Source organism: Enterococcus phoeniculicola ATCC BAA-412, from assembly GCF_000407505.1.
In the GTDB taxonomy this organism is placed as follows: Bacteria; Bacillota; Bacilli; order Lactobacillales; family Enterococcaceae; genus Enterococcus_K; species Enterococcus_K phoeniculicola.
Genome location: NZ_ASWE01000001.1, coordinates 369880 through 386518, shown reverse-complemented (window position 1 = coordinate 386518; position 16639 = coordinate 369880). Strand labels below are relative to the sequence as shown.

The 16639-nt window shown below is 36.2% G+C and carries 15 protein-coding genes; 5 read left to right on the top strand and 10 right to left on the bottom strand.

The genetic code is table 11. The features are described from left to right. Positions 1-8 precede the first annotated feature (8 nt). Positions 9-953, top strand: a complete 945-nt coding sequence (locus tag I589_RS01660; protein ID WP_010769875.1) for an AraC family transcriptional regulator — start codon at positions 9-11, stop codon at positions 951-953. Then, the gene (locus I589_RS01655) at positions 940-1779 is read left to right on the top strand and encodes a helix-turn-helix domain-containing protein (protein WP_010769876.1); all 840 of its coding nucleotides are present in this window, start codon (positions 940-942) and stop codon (positions 1777-1779) included. Before I589_RS01660 ends, I589_RS01655 begins: the two co-directional genes overlap by 14 nt. Here I589_RS01655 and I589_RS01650 read toward each other — a convergent pair. From I589_RS01650 to iolD, 5 genes are all read right to left on the bottom strand, one after another. After that, the gene (locus I589_RS01650; protein WP_010769877.1) at positions 1776-2657 is read right to left on the bottom strand and encodes a sugar phosphate isomerase/epimerase family protein; all 882 of its coding nucleotides are present in this window, start codon (positions 2655-2657) and stop codon (positions 1776-1778) included. The two genes, I589_RS01655 and I589_RS01650, sit on opposite strands and share 4 nt — an antisense overlap. Before the next feature lies 1 nt (position 2658). Next, positions 2659-3798, bottom strand: a complete 1140-nt coding sequence (locus I589_RS01645; RefSeq protein WP_010769878.1) for a Gfo/Idh/MocA family protein — start codon at positions 3796-3798, stop codon at positions 2659-2661. A 315-nt stretch (positions 3799-4113) separates the two neighbouring features. After that, positions 4114-5019, bottom strand: coding sequence for an AEC family transporter (locus tag I589_RS01640; RefSeq protein ID WP_010769879.1), 906 nt, complete (start codon positions 5017-5019; stop codon positions 4114-4116). A gap of 120 nt (positions 5020-5139) precedes the next feature. Then, positions 5140-6006, bottom strand: coding sequence for a sugar phosphate isomerase/epimerase family protein (locus I589_RS01635; RefSeq protein ID WP_010769880.1), 867 nt, complete (start codon positions 6004-6006; stop codon positions 5140-5142). Between the two features lie 11 nt (positions 6007-6017). Continuing rightward, positions 6018-7931, bottom strand: a complete 1914-nt coding sequence (gene iolD, locus I589_RS01630) for a 3D-(3,5/4)-trihydroxycyclohexane-1,2-dione acylhydrolase (decyclizing) (RefSeq protein ID WP_010769881.1) — start codon at positions 7929-7931, stop codon at positions 6018-6020. A 322-nt stretch (positions 7932-8253) separates the two neighbouring features. On the opposite strand from iolD, the gene I589_RS01625 reads away from it, so the two are divergent. Beyond that, positions 8254-9009, top strand: coding sequence for a DeoR/GlpR family DNA-binding transcription regulator (locus I589_RS01625; protein WP_010769882.1), 756 nt, complete (start codon positions 8254-8256; stop codon positions 9007-9009). A 20-nt stretch (positions 9010-9029) separates the two neighbouring features. Then, positions 9030-9422, top strand: coding sequence for a tautomerase family protein (locus I589_RS01620; RefSeq protein WP_010769883.1), 393 nt, complete (start codon positions 9030-9032; stop codon positions 9420-9422). Between the two features lie 266 nt (positions 9423-9688). On the opposite strand, the gene I589_RS01615 is transcribed toward I589_RS01620, so the two are convergent. The 3 genes from I589_RS01615 to iolE are packed head-to-tail and all read right to left on the bottom strand — an operon-like array spanning position 9689 to position 12462. Further along, the gene (locus tag I589_RS01615) at positions 9689-10534 is read right to left on the bottom strand and encodes a sugar phosphate isomerase/epimerase family protein (protein WP_010769884.1); all 846 of its coding nucleotides are present in this window, start codon (positions 10532-10534) and stop codon (positions 9689-9691) included. Positions 10535-10548: 14 nt separating this feature from the next. Beyond that, positions 10549-11562 (bottom strand): Gfo/Idh/MocA family protein, encoded by a 1014-nt coding sequence (locus tag I589_RS01610; protein ID WP_010769885.1) that lies wholly within the window; start codon positions 11560-11562, stop codon positions 10549-10551. A gap of 18 nt (positions 11563-11580) precedes the next feature. Further along, positions 11581-12462, bottom strand: coding sequence for a myo-inosose-2 dehydratase (iolE, locus tag I589_RS01605; protein ID WP_034684525.1), 882 nt, complete (start codon positions 12460-12462; stop codon positions 11581-11583). Positions 12463-12619: 157 nt separating this feature from the next. Here iolE and I589_RS01600 point away from each other — a divergent pair, with 157 nt between their 5' ends. Beyond that, positions 12620-13489, top strand: a complete 870-nt coding sequence (locus I589_RS01600) for a helix-turn-helix domain-containing protein (RefSeq protein WP_010769887.1) — start codon at positions 12620-12622, stop codon at positions 13487-13489. A gap of 203 nt (positions 13490-13692) precedes the next feature. Here the strand turns inward: I589_RS01600 and I589_RS01595 are convergent, their stop codons facing one another. Next, entirely contained in the window at positions 13693-15210 is a 1518-nt protein-coding gene (locus I589_RS01595; protein ID WP_010769888.1) for a flavocytochrome c, read from the bottom strand. Between the two features lie 400 nt (positions 15211-15610). Further along, positions 15611-16618 (bottom strand): Gfo/Idh/MocA family protein, encoded by a 1008-nt coding sequence (locus I589_RS01590; protein ID WP_010769889.1) that lies wholly within the window; start codon positions 16616-16618, stop codon positions 15611-15613. Positions 16619-16639: the final 21 nt, after the last annotated feature.

Here is a 16639-nt window from a genome sequence, read left to right as displayed (position 1 = left end):
GTGCGCAGATGAACTATGCAAAAGGGAAACAATTATTAAATAAATATATCCATAAAATCAGTTACGATACATGCACATTCCTCGTTCCCTATTGGGGAGGATTTACCGATCATCACAATACAAAAACACATAAACATTCTTTTTGGGAGCTCTGTTTTGTTGTTTCTGGCGAAGGAAGCTATATAGAAAAAGGCGCGGTCTACCCTTTAAAAACAAACACACTTTTTCTTTCAAAGCCAAACGTCACTCATAAAATCGAAAGCCAAGAAGGACTTTACCTACTCTACGTCTCTTTTGAAGAAAATCGAGGTCACCTTGGAGAACAATGGCGTATACTGCTGAATTCATTATTCACTTGTTCACCTGTAGTTTATTTAGAGGAAAAAGATGAAGCAGTGTCTTTGTGGAAAGCTCTTTATAGTGTTGAAAAAGAGGACTACGCTTTTTTCCTTGAGGAAAACCTGAACAGTTTAGCAAAAAGCGTTCTGTTATTTTCATTTTCTCGTTTTATTTCTTTAAAAGTAGACTTGTCAAACCAGAAGTTAAAAGAAAATGACACGCAAAAAATCTTCCAATCCATTAAACTTTACATAAAAGATAATTTGACTATTAGCCTAACAGCTGATGATGTAGCCAATCATTTTTATATTTCTACGCGCCAGCTGTCTCGGCTGTTTATGCGCTATGAAGGAGTTTCTTTTTCTGTCTTCAAAAAAAGAGAACGCCTGAAAAAATCCGCTAATGATATAAAAAATACTTCACTCTCTTTTTCAGAGATTGCCAATCAGAACGGATTTTCTACTCTTCAATATTTTTCAAAATGCTTCACCGAGTATATGGAATCCACTCCCACTGAGTTTCGGCAGATGTATTTAAAAAAAGATTTAATGCGTTTTGAAGATAAAGAAGCACTTCAACTTCAACAGAGGAGGAAAGAAAATGAAAGTGACTGAATTAGGGGTTTTGGAAGAATCCTATATTGAATTTTTAGCTCCTACTAAATTTGCTCAACAAGCATTACTCAATAGTCCTCAATTAGGAGAATTCATCTGCAACGATCAGTACATTGTCCAACGAGAGGGCTTAGACTTATTTTTACTGTGCTATATCCAAGAAGGAGAGTTGGCATTCACCACCGAGGATCTGACAATCTATGCAAAAAAAGACACGATTGTCCTGCTAGATTGCCGTAAGCCACACAGTTATCAATGTTTAGGTCATGCAAAGTTTATGTGGATTCATTTTAAAGGAAACCAGTGTGCGTTGTCCGTTGACTATATCGTAAAAAAACACGGCGGAATCTTATTTGAATCTGAAAATCATATAGAAATACAAGAATACTTCAAAAAAATTTTTGCTTCCGCTTATCAAACTGTTATGAATGAGCATATGATTTCTGCAACACTTCAATTAATTTTAGCAAGTTTAGCAGATACAAAAGAAGCCTTAAAGATTACTGACGACCACCCGATTATGGAGGCCGTTCGCTACATTCACGACCATTTTAACGAACAAATAAACGTGCAGTTTCTCGCTGATTTATCTCATATGAGTGTCTTTCATTTCATACGAGTGTTTAAACAGCTGACAAACTGCACGCCTCATGAGTATTTGGTTAGCTATCGTTTGCGACAAGCAAAACGTTTATTACAGACGACGGTATTTACGAATGATGAGATTGCGCTTCAATGTGGGTTTAATAGCGCTTCTCATTTTGCGCGAGCCTTTCGGGCTGCTCACGATTTATCTCCACAAACGTTCAGAAAACTGACCTTTTAAAATCCAACAGAGCTCAAATAGTCTCGTGTACGTTTCGCAATTTCTAAAGGCAAATCAAATGATTTCACTGGAAACAAGTCTTGTTCAACAACAACCCAACCACTGTAATCGGTACGAGTCAGTGCTTTTCTAAATTCAACAAAATCAATGCCACCTTTACCAGGCTCAGTCATAATATCTTCTGTGACTGCTTTGGCAAATGACCAGCCTTTTTCATCCATTGTTTTTTTCACTGCAAGATCGCAATCTTTAATGTGAATGTAAGGAATGCGGTCTTGATGTTTTTCATAAAACGAAATTGGCTCTCCTCCACCATAAATATGGTGTCCTGTATCAAAGCATAATTGAACCACTGAAGTTGTATCATTTAACAAACGCTCAATTTCTGCTTCTGTTTCCACATGACAATCCACATGCGGATGGAAGGTTGCGACTAAGCCATACGAAGCTACTTTTTCAGAAGCGCGTTGGACGTTTTTCACATAAGTAGCCCACTCTTCATCTGTCAGCTCTTTATGCATGACTAGCTCTCCTGTTTCTAAATCCGTGTACATCGCAGGGAGTAAAACAATATACTTGGCACTCTCAAAATGTTCTAGTAGCCCAGCGATTTCTTCAATGGTTGCCATCATTTCGTCTACTGATGCATCTAAAAAGTCTCCGCCAACAGTCCCTGCAACCACTTCTAAATTTCTTTTTTCAGTTTCTTTTTTTAATACATCTGCGCTTGTGGGAAAATAGCCCCATGGACCTAGCTCAAATCCAGCATAGCCTGATTCTTGCATTTCATTCATTGTTCTTTCCCATGGAATTTGTTTCTCATGATTTGGAAACCAAACGCCCCATGAATCTGGTGCTGTACCTACTTTAATTGTCATATTAACTATCTCCTTTTTCAATCGTTACCCATGTATGATTTTTTGCAGAACGTAAAATTCCTGCTACGGTACGGTCAATTTTGTAGCCAAAGTTAAAGTTACAAATATAAGGTGCACCTGTTGTAATAGCAGCCATCAACTCATGTACTTCCAACACTTTCATATCGTTGTAGGCAATTGAAATCCCTCCTGCTGGTTGGAATACCGAATACCCTTTATGCTCAGGATTCAGTAACACGGTACGGAATCCTTGGTCTGCTGGTGCATCCGATTTGAAATACACTTGCACTTCACCCATGCGTTCTAATGTATAGAAAACAGAGCCTTCTGTTCCTTGAATTTCATAAGTTAGATAGTTTTTTCGTCCAGTTGCTACACGACTAGAAGCAATTTGTCCAATAGCACCATTTGCATACTCTGCCATAATGGTAATAATATCTTCATTTTCTACTTTTGCTAATTCTTTTGAGCCTGGCGCTTTTGGTCTTTCTGGAATAACAGTAGTCGCTACGGCATTCACAGAAGTAATATCCCCCATAATCATTTGAGAAACGCTCAATAAATGAGAACCTAAATCGCCTAATGCCCCACTACCAGCTAGCTTATTAATATGTCTCCACGTAATTGGTAATTCTGGATCCAATAAACTATCTTGGTCATACGTTCCTGTAAAACGCATGATTTTTCCTAACTTACCAGATTGAACAAGTTCACGCACGTATGCATTTGCTGGGTTCATTGTATTGTTGTACCCAACATAATTAATCACGCCTTTTTCTTTTGCCAGTTGAGCTAATTCTTTAGATTGCTCTTCAGAAATGGATAATGGTTTTTCACAATACACATGCTTCCCATTTTCTAAAGCTGCTTTTGCCACCTCATAGTGAAATGAATTCGGTGTAGCAATATCTACCAAATCAACCTGGTCATCTTTTACCACTTCATGCCAATCAGTTGTATAGCGTTTGTAGCCCAGCTTATGTTGCGCTTCTTTTGCAGATTCTTCATTTGCATCTGCAACCACTTCAAATGCTGCTGTTCCAAAATCTGGACCAAATAGCATTTGCGCATTTAACAATGCATTACTATGTGCTTTTCCCATCCATCCTGCTCCGACTAATCCAATGCGTACTTCTTTCATAAATAAATTCCTCCTTTTTTCTTAACTACACACTTATTGTAAGCGCAAACAAAGGAAGAGTCAGCACATAGAATTGTCTTAATTCATACATAAATTGCTTTTTAAATAATTAAATTTCACAAAGTGTAGTCTTCCGTTAAATTTTATTCAATTCTTCAAATTTAATTTAGTATTATCTTTCTTTAACTATTTTATCAATAAAAATATACACCCTATTTTGTTTGTAAATTCACAAACGGATACATATTTTGCTAATAAAAAAAGATTGTAGATACATTTGTACCTCAATCTTTTTCACTCGTATATTCAGTTACTTCACAAGAGCATAACCACTGGCAATGTGATCATGCTTATCACCGTTGTTAAGGCAATATATTGGGAGGCTTTATTTCCATTTCCTCCATATTTTTCTGCTAAAATTGCATTCAACGCACCTGTTGGCATCGCAACAATCAATGTCAGTATGCCCAGAATCATCTTATCGGGAACTATCAGTTGTAAAATCGGAATAAATAAAAGTGGTACGATGATTGATCTTGCCAGTGTAAATTGCAAATTATCTTTGTCCAATAGCAATTGAATAAAATTATTTTGAGAGAAGAGGACGCCATTAATAACCATAGATAATGGAGCCGTCATCCCACCCATTACCTTAGTAAAGGATAACAATGGGAAAGGTAAGTGAATCTCAAAGTAAAAGAAGAGAAAACCTATCACTGCAGCTAATAACGCTGGAGTAGTCAGCATTTGACGAATAGCCATTTTTCGACTATTGGAAAAAATCATCATTCCTATAGTAAACAAGAATAAATTTGCTACTGTATTGTAAACAACTAGAATAATCAATCCTTGTTCCCCATACAATTTTTCAACGATGGGAATACCAATAAACAAAATATTAGAAAATGTAAGACAATTAATCCATAGCCGCTTAAAGGAATCCTTCTTTTTAAAAAGTGTTGCAATAGTTAGGCCAACAAGTAGAGTAACTGAAAGCAGTATGAAGGAATAGCCAAATGTCGCACGCATAAGTGTCATTACTTCTGTTGTCTTTTCTACCTGAAAGCTATTGAGTATTGCTGCGGGTAAAGCAATATTTGTTAACAGATAGCCTATAAATACATTCACAGATGGATGATATTTTCGTTTAAAATTTAAAAACGCACCCACTGCCATATAAAATAAAAGAATAATCGTTTCATTTAGTACAATGGTAGTCACTATGTTCACCTCTGTTAAATTTTCATCAAAGCCAAAAATTTTTGACTCGTTTTTCCTATAAAAAGAGGAGGTCAGGATAGCCCAACCTCCATAATAAACATTTATTTTCTCACTCTCTTTTTAAGAAAGATGAAGTCCTTTTCGTATAACATCCATTGTTACTTGACTTGACCATTCTGGTCGATCTGGATACGTGAATACCGAATTTGTAATAATCCCATCAAACTTCATTTCGCGAAGTCTTCTAAAGATAGTATCGAAGTCCACTTCTCCTTCTCCTGGATTTAAATGTTGATGAATGGTCACATTTGCATCTGGTGGATTAATGATATAGCGCAAGCCATATGCTGCTTTATGATTTAATGTATCTGCAATTAATACATGCTTTAATCGGTCTCCTGCGTCATCAAAAATTGCATCAATATCCCCTAATCCGTCATCATTGTAAAATGCATGGGCTGTTGAAAAAACCAAGTTCAACCAGTCTTTATCAATTGCGCGAATAATTCGCATCGTCTCATCATTTCGTTCAATAAAGTCATTGGGATGTGGCTGAATGTTTAACGCAATTCCCTCTTTTTCAAAAATGGGAATCAGTTCATCCATTGAACGCAAGAACGCATCTTGGCTTTCTAACGGACGGTCTTTATATCCACTGAATTCTGTATTCATCAAATCTACCCCTAGTTCAGAAGTAATTTCAATACATCGTTTCCAGTTTTTTATTGCTGCTTGACGTTCTTCTTCAATTGGAGAAGACCATTGCTGAACCGGTAAGACAGAAGAAATCTGCAAGCCAGTATCTTTTAGGTTTTGTTTCATTTTTTTAATCATTGCACGATCAACTTTTGGATATTCATAGAACCAAATAAAATCTTTTCTTGGTGATAGTTCAATGTATTCATATCCTAGTTTTGCTGTATTATAAATCATCTCTTCTATCGTCGTATTGTCTCTATAATGAGACGGATCGTAAGCTATCTTCATTTGTCATCCTCCTAGTATTTCCAAGCTTTTTTCAATTTTTCTTCTTTTTTCTCATAGGCTTCATGAATACTTTCTTTTTCTGAAACCTCAGCAACACCAACATGCCACCAACCATCATAGCCATCTGTCATAGTTTTAGGCAAAACTTTCATTTCAATCAAGGTTGAAACTGTTTGTTTTTTTGCATCCTCTAAAGCTGCAATTAATTCTTCTCGCGTATTCGCACGGTATACCTTCGCACCATAAGCTTCTGCTACTTTCGCATAATCAATATTCATAATTTGGTTATCAACTGTTCGAAACTCACAATTATAACTTCCACTACCATTTTCCATTTGTAAATTATTGATACAACCAAATCCAGAGTTATCAAATAACATAACATTGATTTTTTTGTTGTATTGAATAGAAGTGACAAGCTCACTGTGAAGCATTAAGAAGCTTCCATCCCCAACCATTGCATAAACCTCTTGATTAGGATGAGCAATACGTGCACCTACTGCACCTGCAATTTCATACCCCATACAAGAGTAGCCATATTCTAAATGATAGGTATTTTCAACAATTGGATCCCATAACCGCTGCATATCCCCTGGAAGAGAGCCTGCAGAAGCAATGGCAATGCTATCATCTGCAACAATATCATTAATCGTAATGAATGCATCTGTTTGCGTAAATTCGGTATTTAGTGCATCTGCATACTCATTCATAACTTCTTGTGTGAACTGATCTTTAATTTCAGGATCAAAGTTTGCACGATTAAACGCAACATTATGTAAACGAGTACGTTCTGTTTGCCATGCTTCTTTCCACTCTGTTAACGAGTTGTCAAATGCTGTAGTGTAGCCTTTTAGTAAAGGAATCAATCCTGCCAAGGTCACCTTTGCATCTCCAACTACTTGAAAAGCATCAAATTTATAGGTTTGCACACGGTTCACGTTGATATTCAGGAATTTTGTCTGCTCATAGTCAAAAGCGGTTTTTGATGACGTTGTAAAGTCCGTATAACGCGTGCCAATCCCTATAATTAAATCCGCTTCAGAAATCGCCTTGTTTGCTGCAGACGTTCCTAGAATCCCTGTTCCGCCAAGATTGTTTTTGAAGGCAGCAGAAACAGTTGACTTTCCTGCATGTGTTTCTACTAAAGGAATATTGCAAAGCTCTGACAGTTCACGTAATTCAGCACTTGCGTCTGAGTATCTTGCCCCTCCTCCAACAATCATCACCGGACGTTTACTTTCTTTTATTCGTTTTGCCGCACCTACAAATTCACGTTTTGTTGGCTCATGACGATCCAAATAATGAACTCGTTTTTGGAAAAATGACTCTTCAAAGTCAAATGCTTCACTTTCAACATCCTGAGAAATACAAACTGTCGCAGGTCCTGCTGTCATTGGATTTGTCATCACTTCAAACGCATGAATTAGACTGGTCATCAACTGCTCAGGTCTTTGTACACGATCCCAATAGCGGGAAACAGGTTTAAAGGCATCATTTGTTGTCATTGAACCATCATGCTCTACTTCTAGCTGCTGCAATACAGGATCAGGTTGGCGAGTAGCAAATGTATCCGCCGGCAAAATAAGTACCGGAATGTTATTTGCAAAAGCCGTTGCAGCTGCTGTCAACATATTTGCGGAACCTGGTCCCGCAGAAGCAGTTACAGCAAAAATCTCTCTACGTCTTTTTTGCTTGCTAAAAGCAATTGCTGAATGCGCCATTCCTTGTTCATTTTTCCCTTGAATCACTTCTAAATGACCAGGATCTTGTTCAAGTGCCTGTCCAATTCCCAATACATTCCCGTGACCAAAGACATTAAATACCCCTTTAACAAACGGTGTTTCTACACCATCCACAGATAAATATTGCTGATTTAGAAATTTCACGAGCGCTTGTGCCGTCGTTAATCGAATGGTTTTTCCCACTTATAGTTCCTCCTTTTATTCATCTATTTCTCCTTTTGATAACGCTTTAGTTTATTCGTAAAAAAATAAATAGATAACTCATGATTACTTTGGTTACATTTTGATTACATTTTACTGATTATTTTTCTGTTTGTCAACAGAAAAAAAGAGGTTATTCATTTAGAGACTGTCTTATTTCGCTGTCATTTCCTACATCTTTTTTCATTCCTGTTTGTACTTCTCATAATTCCATAAAATATAAAAGAGCAATTAATGGTTAACTATTGATGAACTGATTTTTTTATGGTATAGTTAGGAAAATTAACCCTTGGAGATATAACTTATGAAAGCAAAGAGAATTGATTTAATCAAAGAGTATATTTTAGAAAATGAGCATGTTTCCCTAAAAGAGCTAGAGGATACCTTTAACGTTTCAATGAACACGATTAGAAGAGACATCGCACAGTTATTAGAAGATCCACGCTTTGAAAAAGTTTACGGAGGAATCAGCGTAAAGAAAAACCAGCTCATTTCCTTTGAAAACAGAAATACAGAAAACCAAGAAGTGAAGCAAGCAATTGCTGAAACTGCTGCACAGTTTATCCAAAATGGTGATCTTATTTATATTGATTCAGGGACAACAACGAAATACATTCTTGATTATTTAGATAAAGATATCCAAATCACCATCATTACTAATAGTTTAGACGTCATTTTGCGCGCAGAAAAATTTAAAAATATTTCTGTATTTGTTTTTGGTAACATTTTCAAAAAGACGACTCGTTCCTTTGTGGGACTTCCTTCTGAACAGGTAGTCAATCGCTACAACATCACCAAATCTTTTATGGCTGCAACAGCCGTATCCATTGAAAATGGGTTGATGAACTCAGATATCATGGAGTACGAATTAAAAAAACACATCGTTGAAAAAGCTGAAATCAATTACTTGCTTGTTCATGCGGATAAATTTGATAAATCAACGCTTTTGACATATGCACCCTTATCAGCCATAGATACAATCATCACAGATAAACAGTTTGATGATTCATATACTTCCTATTTTGAAAATAATAACATCGACGTGCTAACGGTTGATTAAGAAAGAGAGGGACATAAAAGGTGCCACTTATTAAATTTGATATGATTAAAGGAAGAACACCTGAGGAAATCACAAAAATACTCGATGTCTCCCACAAGGTATTTGTCGAGGCATTAAATATTCCAGAAGGTGACCGCTACCAAATCGTTACACAGCACGAACCCTATGAAATGATTCTAAAGGATACGGGTTTAGGATTTGAACGAACGACGAATGCTATTTTGTTAACTGTCATCAGTCGACCTAGAACCGTTCTACAAAAAACTCAATTATATGCTAGCTTGCAAAAAGCCTTTCAACAAGAGCTTGGCATGATTCCTGAGGATTTAATGATTAACTTTGTCATTAATGATGATGAAGACTGGAGCTTCGCCTATGGACGTGCTCAGTTTTTAACTAATGAATTAAGTTAGCGTTGTATATAGGTCGGAAAAATAGTGTTTAGCTCCGAGAACCAAGTAGGTACTGTGCATCATCAGAAGTAAAACTTCTGTGATTTACAGCAATAAGAAGGAATTGTCAATGTTCCCAACCTTTATCAAGAGTTTACGAGGGTGAGGTATAACTTAAATAGTTATGTCTCACTCTCGTATTTTTTTCTCACCGCCATGAATAAACATCGTATGATCTAAGTAGAAAGCTTAGCCATACGATGTTTATTCACGTCCCTCTCAATTTCTTAGTAATAGAAATCTTGTAATACTTTTTCTGTTGTTTCTTTTGCTTTTTTTATTACTTCTTCTGGGTCCATTTGGTAATATTCTGGACGGAAGAGCTCCACAGAAGCCACAAAATCATAATCAAACTCTTTTAATTTTTTCAAGTGACTCTCTAAATCAATCGTTCCATGTCCTGGCCAAACTCTATCTGTATCACGCATTTGTCCTACTGGATACCCATCAACATCATTAATATGGAAAATAAAGACCTTTTCCATCGTTTCAGCTGTCACATGATCTAGACTAGAATGCATTCCCGTGAATTGAAAGGTGTCATAAACGAGACCTACATTGTCACGGTTCACATCTTTCACAATTTCATATGCTTGTTCAAACGTATTTACCGTGTTCTCTGGAATACCGATAAATTCAATGGCTAGTTTTACGCCATAAGGTGCCGCTAAATCAGATAACTCAGTCAACACCTTTACGCAGCTTTCATGAATATCTTTTACTAATACTTTTTTAAAGTCAATATTTTCTAAGTTTGACGGAACAATACAGATATACTCACAATCAATAGCCTTACATATTTCTAAATATTCCTTGAACTCTTCAATTACAGCTTTCTCATCTTCTGGTGTCCGATTATTAAAGAAGCATAGGGCGTTCAAAGAGAGTGGTTTGATGGTATGAGTATCAAAGTATTCTTTTAAATCTGACAACGTATGGTTCTTTAAATAGTCCTTTAACTGATCAATACTACGAATTTCAATGAAATCATAGCCGTATTTCTCACAATACATCAAATTTTGTTCTAGTGTTGCACTTTCAAATGTTGTTCCTTCATTAAATGAAATTTTCATTCTGTATTCCCCCTCTATTCTTGATAAAATGCAGGTTTTTCAGGCATTACAATTAATTCTCTTTGTTTTGAAGTCTGTGCTTTGACACATGCATCTGCAGTAACTGCAGCCACATAGCCATCCCAAGCACTTGGAAATGCAGGTTGTCCTTTTTCTTGAATCGTATCAACAAAGGCTTGAAACTCTGTGTCATAGGCACGAGTAAATCGATTCCAGCCTTCAGAAATTCCTGTACTTACTTTAAAATCTTTTCTTAAACGTACCGTGCTAAATTCTGGTAAATCTAACACACCATTTTCCCCAACGACTTGGCATTGAATATCATAGCCATATTGCGTATTGACAAATACTTGTACTTCTAATGCGATTTTATTTTTCGTTTCAAATCGAACAATTTGTGGATCAGCTAGATGACCAAATTTATTTCTTGTTTGTCGAGGGAAGGAAACCTCTACACTTTCATAGTCGTCATTAACTAACCAATGAAGAACATCAATCTCATGAATCACGGTATCAGTAATCGCCATATCTGTTGTATAGCTATCTGGAACTGTCGGGTTAAAATGTTGTGCATTGACAAGCAATGGTTCGCCAATCAAACCTGAATCAACCGCTTCTTTTAATTGCACATATCCTTCATCAAATCGACGCATGAAACCAACCTGAACTAACCGTTTTCCATGTTTCATCTCTGCATCAACGATTCTTTGACAATCTTCTGCGGTTGTTGCTAATGGTTTTTCTGAAAAAATATATTTTCCAGCTTCAATTGCCTGTAAAATAGTGCCTGCATGCGCGGGTCCCCAACTTGAAACAACAATCGCATCTACCTCTGGGTCATTAATCAATTCGGTATCCGTTTCATAAACTTTGATTGCCCAATTTTTTTCTTGTAAATAGCTTTTTGTTCCCTCTACATTAATATCTGCAACAGCAGTAACGGTTGCACCAGATACTCGCTGCATTAATCGCTCGATATGTGTTTTTCCAATACCTCCAGCTCCAACAACACCAAAATTTAGAGTCATATAAATTCCACCTTTTCTTTATTTTTTTAATGAATCAATGTATCGTTTTCCCATTAATGCGTATTCTAACGGATTCGCTTTTTTAGGATCTTGCTCTGCTTCAACAACAATCCAGCCCTCATATTCATTGGCAAGTAAATAATCATAAATTTCCTGATAAGAAATAATGCCATCTCCAGGAACTGTGAACACTCCATGTAAAAAGGAATCTAAAAATGAAAGATTTGCTTCTTTTGCCTCTTCAAGCTCTTTTCTTCGGACATCTTTAAAATGAACATGTCGAATACGTTTTATATGGGTATGTAACAACGACAAACACTCCCCGTCAGAAACAAAAATATGACCTGTATCATACAATAAATCAACTTTTTCAGGATCAGTCATTTCCATTAAACGATCAACTTCCTGTTTTGTTTGAACGCCCGTCCCCATGTGATGATGAAACGCCAATATCAGCCCATAGGATTGAGCAATCTCTCCAAGTTTATCTAATCCACTAGCCAATTGGTGCCACTCTGAATCAGAAAATTCAGGCTTTTCCGTATAAACGCACTTCTCTGTTCCTTGAATACTATAGGTTTGCTCTGAATAAACCGCCACATCTGCATGAACTGCTTGAAGAAATTGACAATATTCACGAAACTCTTTTTCTACAACTTCGAAGCCATCCCGAATCAGATACCCACTAAACCATTGCCCAATGAGTGATAAATTTCTTAATTCAAGTTCTTTATTCAGCTCTGTAGCATCTTTTGGATAACAGCCGCCGATTTCTGTTCCTTCATAACCAGCATAAGCCGCATCACTTAAAATTTGCTTATAGGTATTCTCTTTTCCAATCTCTGGTATGTCATCATTTCGCCAACCAATTGGCGCTATACCAATAGTTATTGCATTCATCAACACCACGACCTTCCTTTTGTATTCGTTTTCATTTTATCGTATACTAAGAGTAAACTCATCAACAGATTCTGCTTTTTAATGGTAGATTAGTGCTATTTTGATAAACTTATATAAAAAAGTATCAACACTTAACCAATTCAAACGAGGTGTTTATATGTTTAATTCTTATATTCCAAAAAATGAACCTGGAATTGTAAAAAATAGCGGGCTCTTTTTCTATGAATCTTCCGAGCTGGCGAAGTCTATCTATAACTATATTTATTGGGGAGGCCAATACACAGTTACCTATCCTTATTGTGTGAAACGTGATTATATGAATTCATTTATTGCGTTCATCATTATGGAAGGAGAGCTATTTTTTGATTACTTAGGGAAACAGTTTTCAGCAAAAAAAGGGGAGCTCGTTTTTTTAGACTGTAAAGAAAAAAACCATTACTACGCAAAAGACACAGCTACCTTTCAGTTCATCCATTTCTCTGGTAGCAGCATTCAAAGCTATTATGATACCTTATATAAGCTACACGGGCCAAAACATACCAGTGCCATCGCAGAAAAAATAATGCATACTCTCTATTCACTGATTCAATATCAAGAAAAAGATCAGGATTTTTCAATTTCAATGGAAATTCATCGGTTATTTGGTGAATTGATTGAACAGGCAAAGGATAAACAAAGCTTTCGCTATTCTCCTACAGCTAGAATTCCTACTGAAATTCAACAAGCCATTGAGTACATCCATCATTCTTACAGTCAGACAATCGTGGTAAATGATTTAGCAAAACTTGCCAATCTCAGCACCTATCATTTTTCACGCCAATTTAAAAAGTTCACTGGAAAAAGTCCCTATAATTATTTACAAACGTATCGTCTTATCCAGGCAAAAAATCTTCTTGTTTCAACGAACTTATCTGTTGAAGCAATCAGTGAACAGTGTGGGTTCAATAACTCCTCTCATTTCATAAAATTTTTTTCAAAATCTACAGATGGCATTACACCAAAAAAATTCCGAGCATTGAAATTATAATCAGATGTTTGTGAGCATTATAAAAATAACTACCCTTCTTTCAAATAACTAGATAAAAATGGAGTAATCTTGCGGTTACTCGCAAAATTACTCCATTTTTTTTGACTCTTTTTCGGGAATACTGAAATCAACATATTTCATCAATAGTTACCCAATAAAAGCAAATTTTTTCTACTTAGTTTGTGTTTCTATAACAAAAGAGGTTATTTTGATTCTTTTGCAAAGTCTGATGACTGCGCTCCTGCTTGGCGTCCAAATACCATGATATCTGCTACTGCATTTCCACCAATACGGTTTTGACCATGAATACCGCCAGTTACTTCTCCAGCAGCATATAAGCCTTTGATTGCTGAGCCATCTTCTTTTAATACTTGTGTATCTGTATTAATTTTTACGCCACCCATTGTATGGTGAATACCTGGTGCAATTTGAATGGCATAGTATGGTCCTTCTGTTAAGTCATAGTCCATTGCAGTTTCACGTTTAAACTCAGAATCTGATTGATCCTTCACCGCTTTGTTCCATTTTTCTAATGTAGCTTTTAATGTTTCTGGCTTCATATCAATTTTTCCAGCAAGCTCTTCGATTGTTTTTCCTTCAACAACAACGCCTTGCTCTTTATAAAAATCAACTTGTTTTGCACGATTTGCTAGTGCATCATCAAAAATTAAGTAAGCATATTTCTCTGGTAACGCAGTAATTGCTGCAGAAACATTGTCACGTGTTTCAAGTTCATTATAGAAACGTTCTCCTTGTTGATTTACAAGAATTGCTCCTTCTCCACGAACCGTTTCACTAATTAGCATACCTGTATCTTGTACAACAGTTGGATGGACTTGGATTTGATCCATGTCTACAACTGCTCCACCTAATTTCTCGATCATCTTAATTCCATCGCCTGTACTACCTTCTGAAGTTGTGCTCACATATCCTTTTAAATCAGGACGATAAGATTCAATCATCTCTTTGTTTGAACCAAATCCACCAGTAGTGACTACAACCGCTTTTCCAGAGATTGTTTTTTCTTTTCCATCAATTTTCACATCAACACCAGTAACTTGTCCATCTTTTTCATTGATTTTTGTCACATCTGCGTTAACAAAAATTGGAATTTTTTGTTCGTGAACATTTCTAATTAATCCGTCAACTAGATACGTTCCAACAGCAGAACCATCATGTGGTCTATGGATTCGTTTCACACTTGCTCCACCACTATAGCTGATATTATCTAGTGTAATGCCCATTGAATCTAACCAGTCAATAGCTGAAGCAGAGTTGTCAACTAGATAATGTAATAATTCTTGATCATTTGTTCCTTTTCCACCTTTTAAGGTATCGTCAAAGAATTGTTGATTACTATCTTCAATTCCTTGCTCTTTTTGGAATTTAGTTTCAGAAGCATTCATACCACCTGAAGATTTTAATGTATTTCCACCAGCAATCGGCATTTTTTCAAGAATAACTGGATTCATTCCTTGATCTTTTGCAGATAATGCTGCTGCCATTCCAGCGCCACCAGCACCCACAATCACAATATCATACTCATCTTTTAACTCAGACGGATCTGTATACTCTTGTTCTGACGCAGCAGAGGTCGCTTCAACAGAGCTGCCTGTACTTTTTTCTGAACTACTTTTTGTCGTACTTCCATTTCCACAAGCACTCAATAGCAGTGTCAATGTTAGCCCAACAAAAACTTTCGTAAATCTACTTTTCTTCATAACTAATCCCCCTGTAATTTAACCTATGTAAAAAGAAATTGAGAAATATCGAACAATCAAACTATCTTTTCTACTTTAATTTTTCAATGTAGTTTCTCACTTACCAAACAAGCCAAAAAGCACTTTTCTTCACTTAATAGGATTGGTTCTCTTTATGCAAAAAAATCAAAAAACACACATATATCCTGCTTTTTTATAATTTAAAAAATTTATCTTTTTCGATTATCAATACATGCTTTACTTTCTGTACATAAAGAAAAATTCTTTTACACAAACATTATTATATTTTAGTAACGCAAAAAAATCAATCAAATTTGTGAAAAAACTCACTTAAAAAACTTAAAAAAAGAAGAAATTCATGTAATGATGAACTTCTCCTCTTAGCTTTAGATTATTTCCCTTATTTTTTATAAAAATCCGGGCATGCTTCTAACGTAATTTCTACTTTCGTCCCTGTATCTCTAGCTTTAGAGCAAGCAGTAGTGGTAACACTTGCTACATAGCCATCCCAAGCAGATGGACCTGTGATATTTTCTGCCCGAACAGAGTCAACCCATAATTGAAATTCACGATCATAGGCTGTAACAAAACGGTCTTTCCAATCCGACGAAACTTTCGTTGAATCTTTCCCTTTTGTTTTTAGTGTCGTATAGCTTGGATCTGACAAAGCTACTTCACCTTTTTCACAAACAACTGCACACTTTATATCATAGCCAAATTGACAATTTACAAATACTTCAATATCAATTTGAATCCCTGACTCTGTTTCCAAAATGATAAATTGGGGATCGTGTAGATTTTCATGTGTATAGCTTGTTTGTTTTGGCAATTTGACTTCTGCTGACACATAATCTTCTTGTAATAACCAACGAAGAACATCAATTTCATGAACAGCAGTATTTTCAACAGCCATTGGTGTATCATAGCTTTCATCAACAGAAGGATTTCTATGTGCACAATGAAGCATCAACACTTCCCCTAACTCTTTACTATCCACCATTGCTTTTAACTCTTCATATCCACGGTCATAACGACGCATAAACCCTACTTGAACAAGCTTTTTACCCGCTTTGATTTCTGCGTCAACAATCCGACGACAGCCATCAATTTCAACAGCTAGTGGTTTTTCACAGAAGACATATTTATTATGCTTAATTGCTTCTAATACATATTTTTCATGGGTTGGATCCCACGAAGTAACTAACACTGCATCGACTATATCAGAGGCAATCAAATCCTCTCCCTCGGCAAAAAATGTTGCTCCGATTTCAGAAGCGAGCAGTTTTCCAGCTTCTGAATTAATATCAGAGATTGCTGATACTTTCGCACCACTGGTAATCCCGTTAATTCTTTGGATATGATCACGCCCAATCGCGCCCGTTCCAATAACACCAATTCGTAAGTCCATATTTATTTACCTCCTGTATTT

What these genes read in the sequence shown, in the direction of transcription:
- I589_RS01655 (WP_010769876.1), top strand. Translation starts at nt 940, where the DNA reads ATGAAAGTGACTGAATTAGGGGTTTTGGAAGAATCCTATATTGAATTT.
- I589_RS01635 (WP_010769880.1), bottom strand. Translation starts at nt 6,006, where the DNA reads ATGAAGATAGCTTACGATCCGTCTCATTATAGAGACAATACGACGATA.
- I589_RS01650 (WP_010769877.1), bottom strand. Translation starts at nt 2,657, where the DNA reads ATGACAATTAAAGTAGGTACAGCACCAGATTCATGGGGCGTTTGGTTT.
- I589_RS01600 (WP_010769887.1), top strand. Translation starts at nt 12,620, where the DNA reads ATGTTTAATTCTTATATTCCAAAAAATGAACCTGGAATTGTAAAAAAT.
- I589_RS01595 (WP_010769888.1), bottom strand. Translation starts at nt 15,210, where the DNA reads ATGAAGAAAAGTAGATTTACGAAAGTTTTTGTTGGGCTAACATTGACA.
- I589_RS01660 (WP_010769875.1), top strand. Translation starts at nt 9, where the DNA reads ATGAACTATGCAAAAGGGAAACAATTATTAAATAAATATATCCATAAA.
- I589_RS01625 (WP_010769882.1), top strand. Translation starts at nt 8,254, where the DNA reads ATGAAAGCAAAGAGAATTGATTTAATCAAAGAGTATATTTTAGAAAAT.
- I589_RS01590 (WP_010769889.1), bottom strand. Translation starts at nt 16,618, where the DNA reads ATGGACTTACGAATTGGTGTTATTGGAACGGGCGCGATTGGGCGTGAT.
- I589_RS01645 (WP_010769878.1), bottom strand. Translation starts at nt 3,798, where the DNA reads ATGAAAGAAGTACGCATTGGATTAGTCGGAGCAGGATGGATGGGAAAA.
- I589_RS01615 (WP_010769884.1), bottom strand. Translation starts at nt 10,534, where the DNA reads ATGAAAATTTCATTTAATGAAGGAACAACATTTGAAAGTGCAACACTA.
- I589_RS01610 (WP_010769885.1), bottom strand. Translation starts at nt 11,562, where the DNA reads ATGACTCTAAATTTTGGTGTTGTTGGAGCTGGAGGTATTGGAAAAACA.
- iolE (WP_034684525.1), bottom strand. Translation starts at nt 12,462, where the DNA reads ATGAATGCAATAACTATTGGTATAGCGCCAATTGGTTGGCGAAATGAT.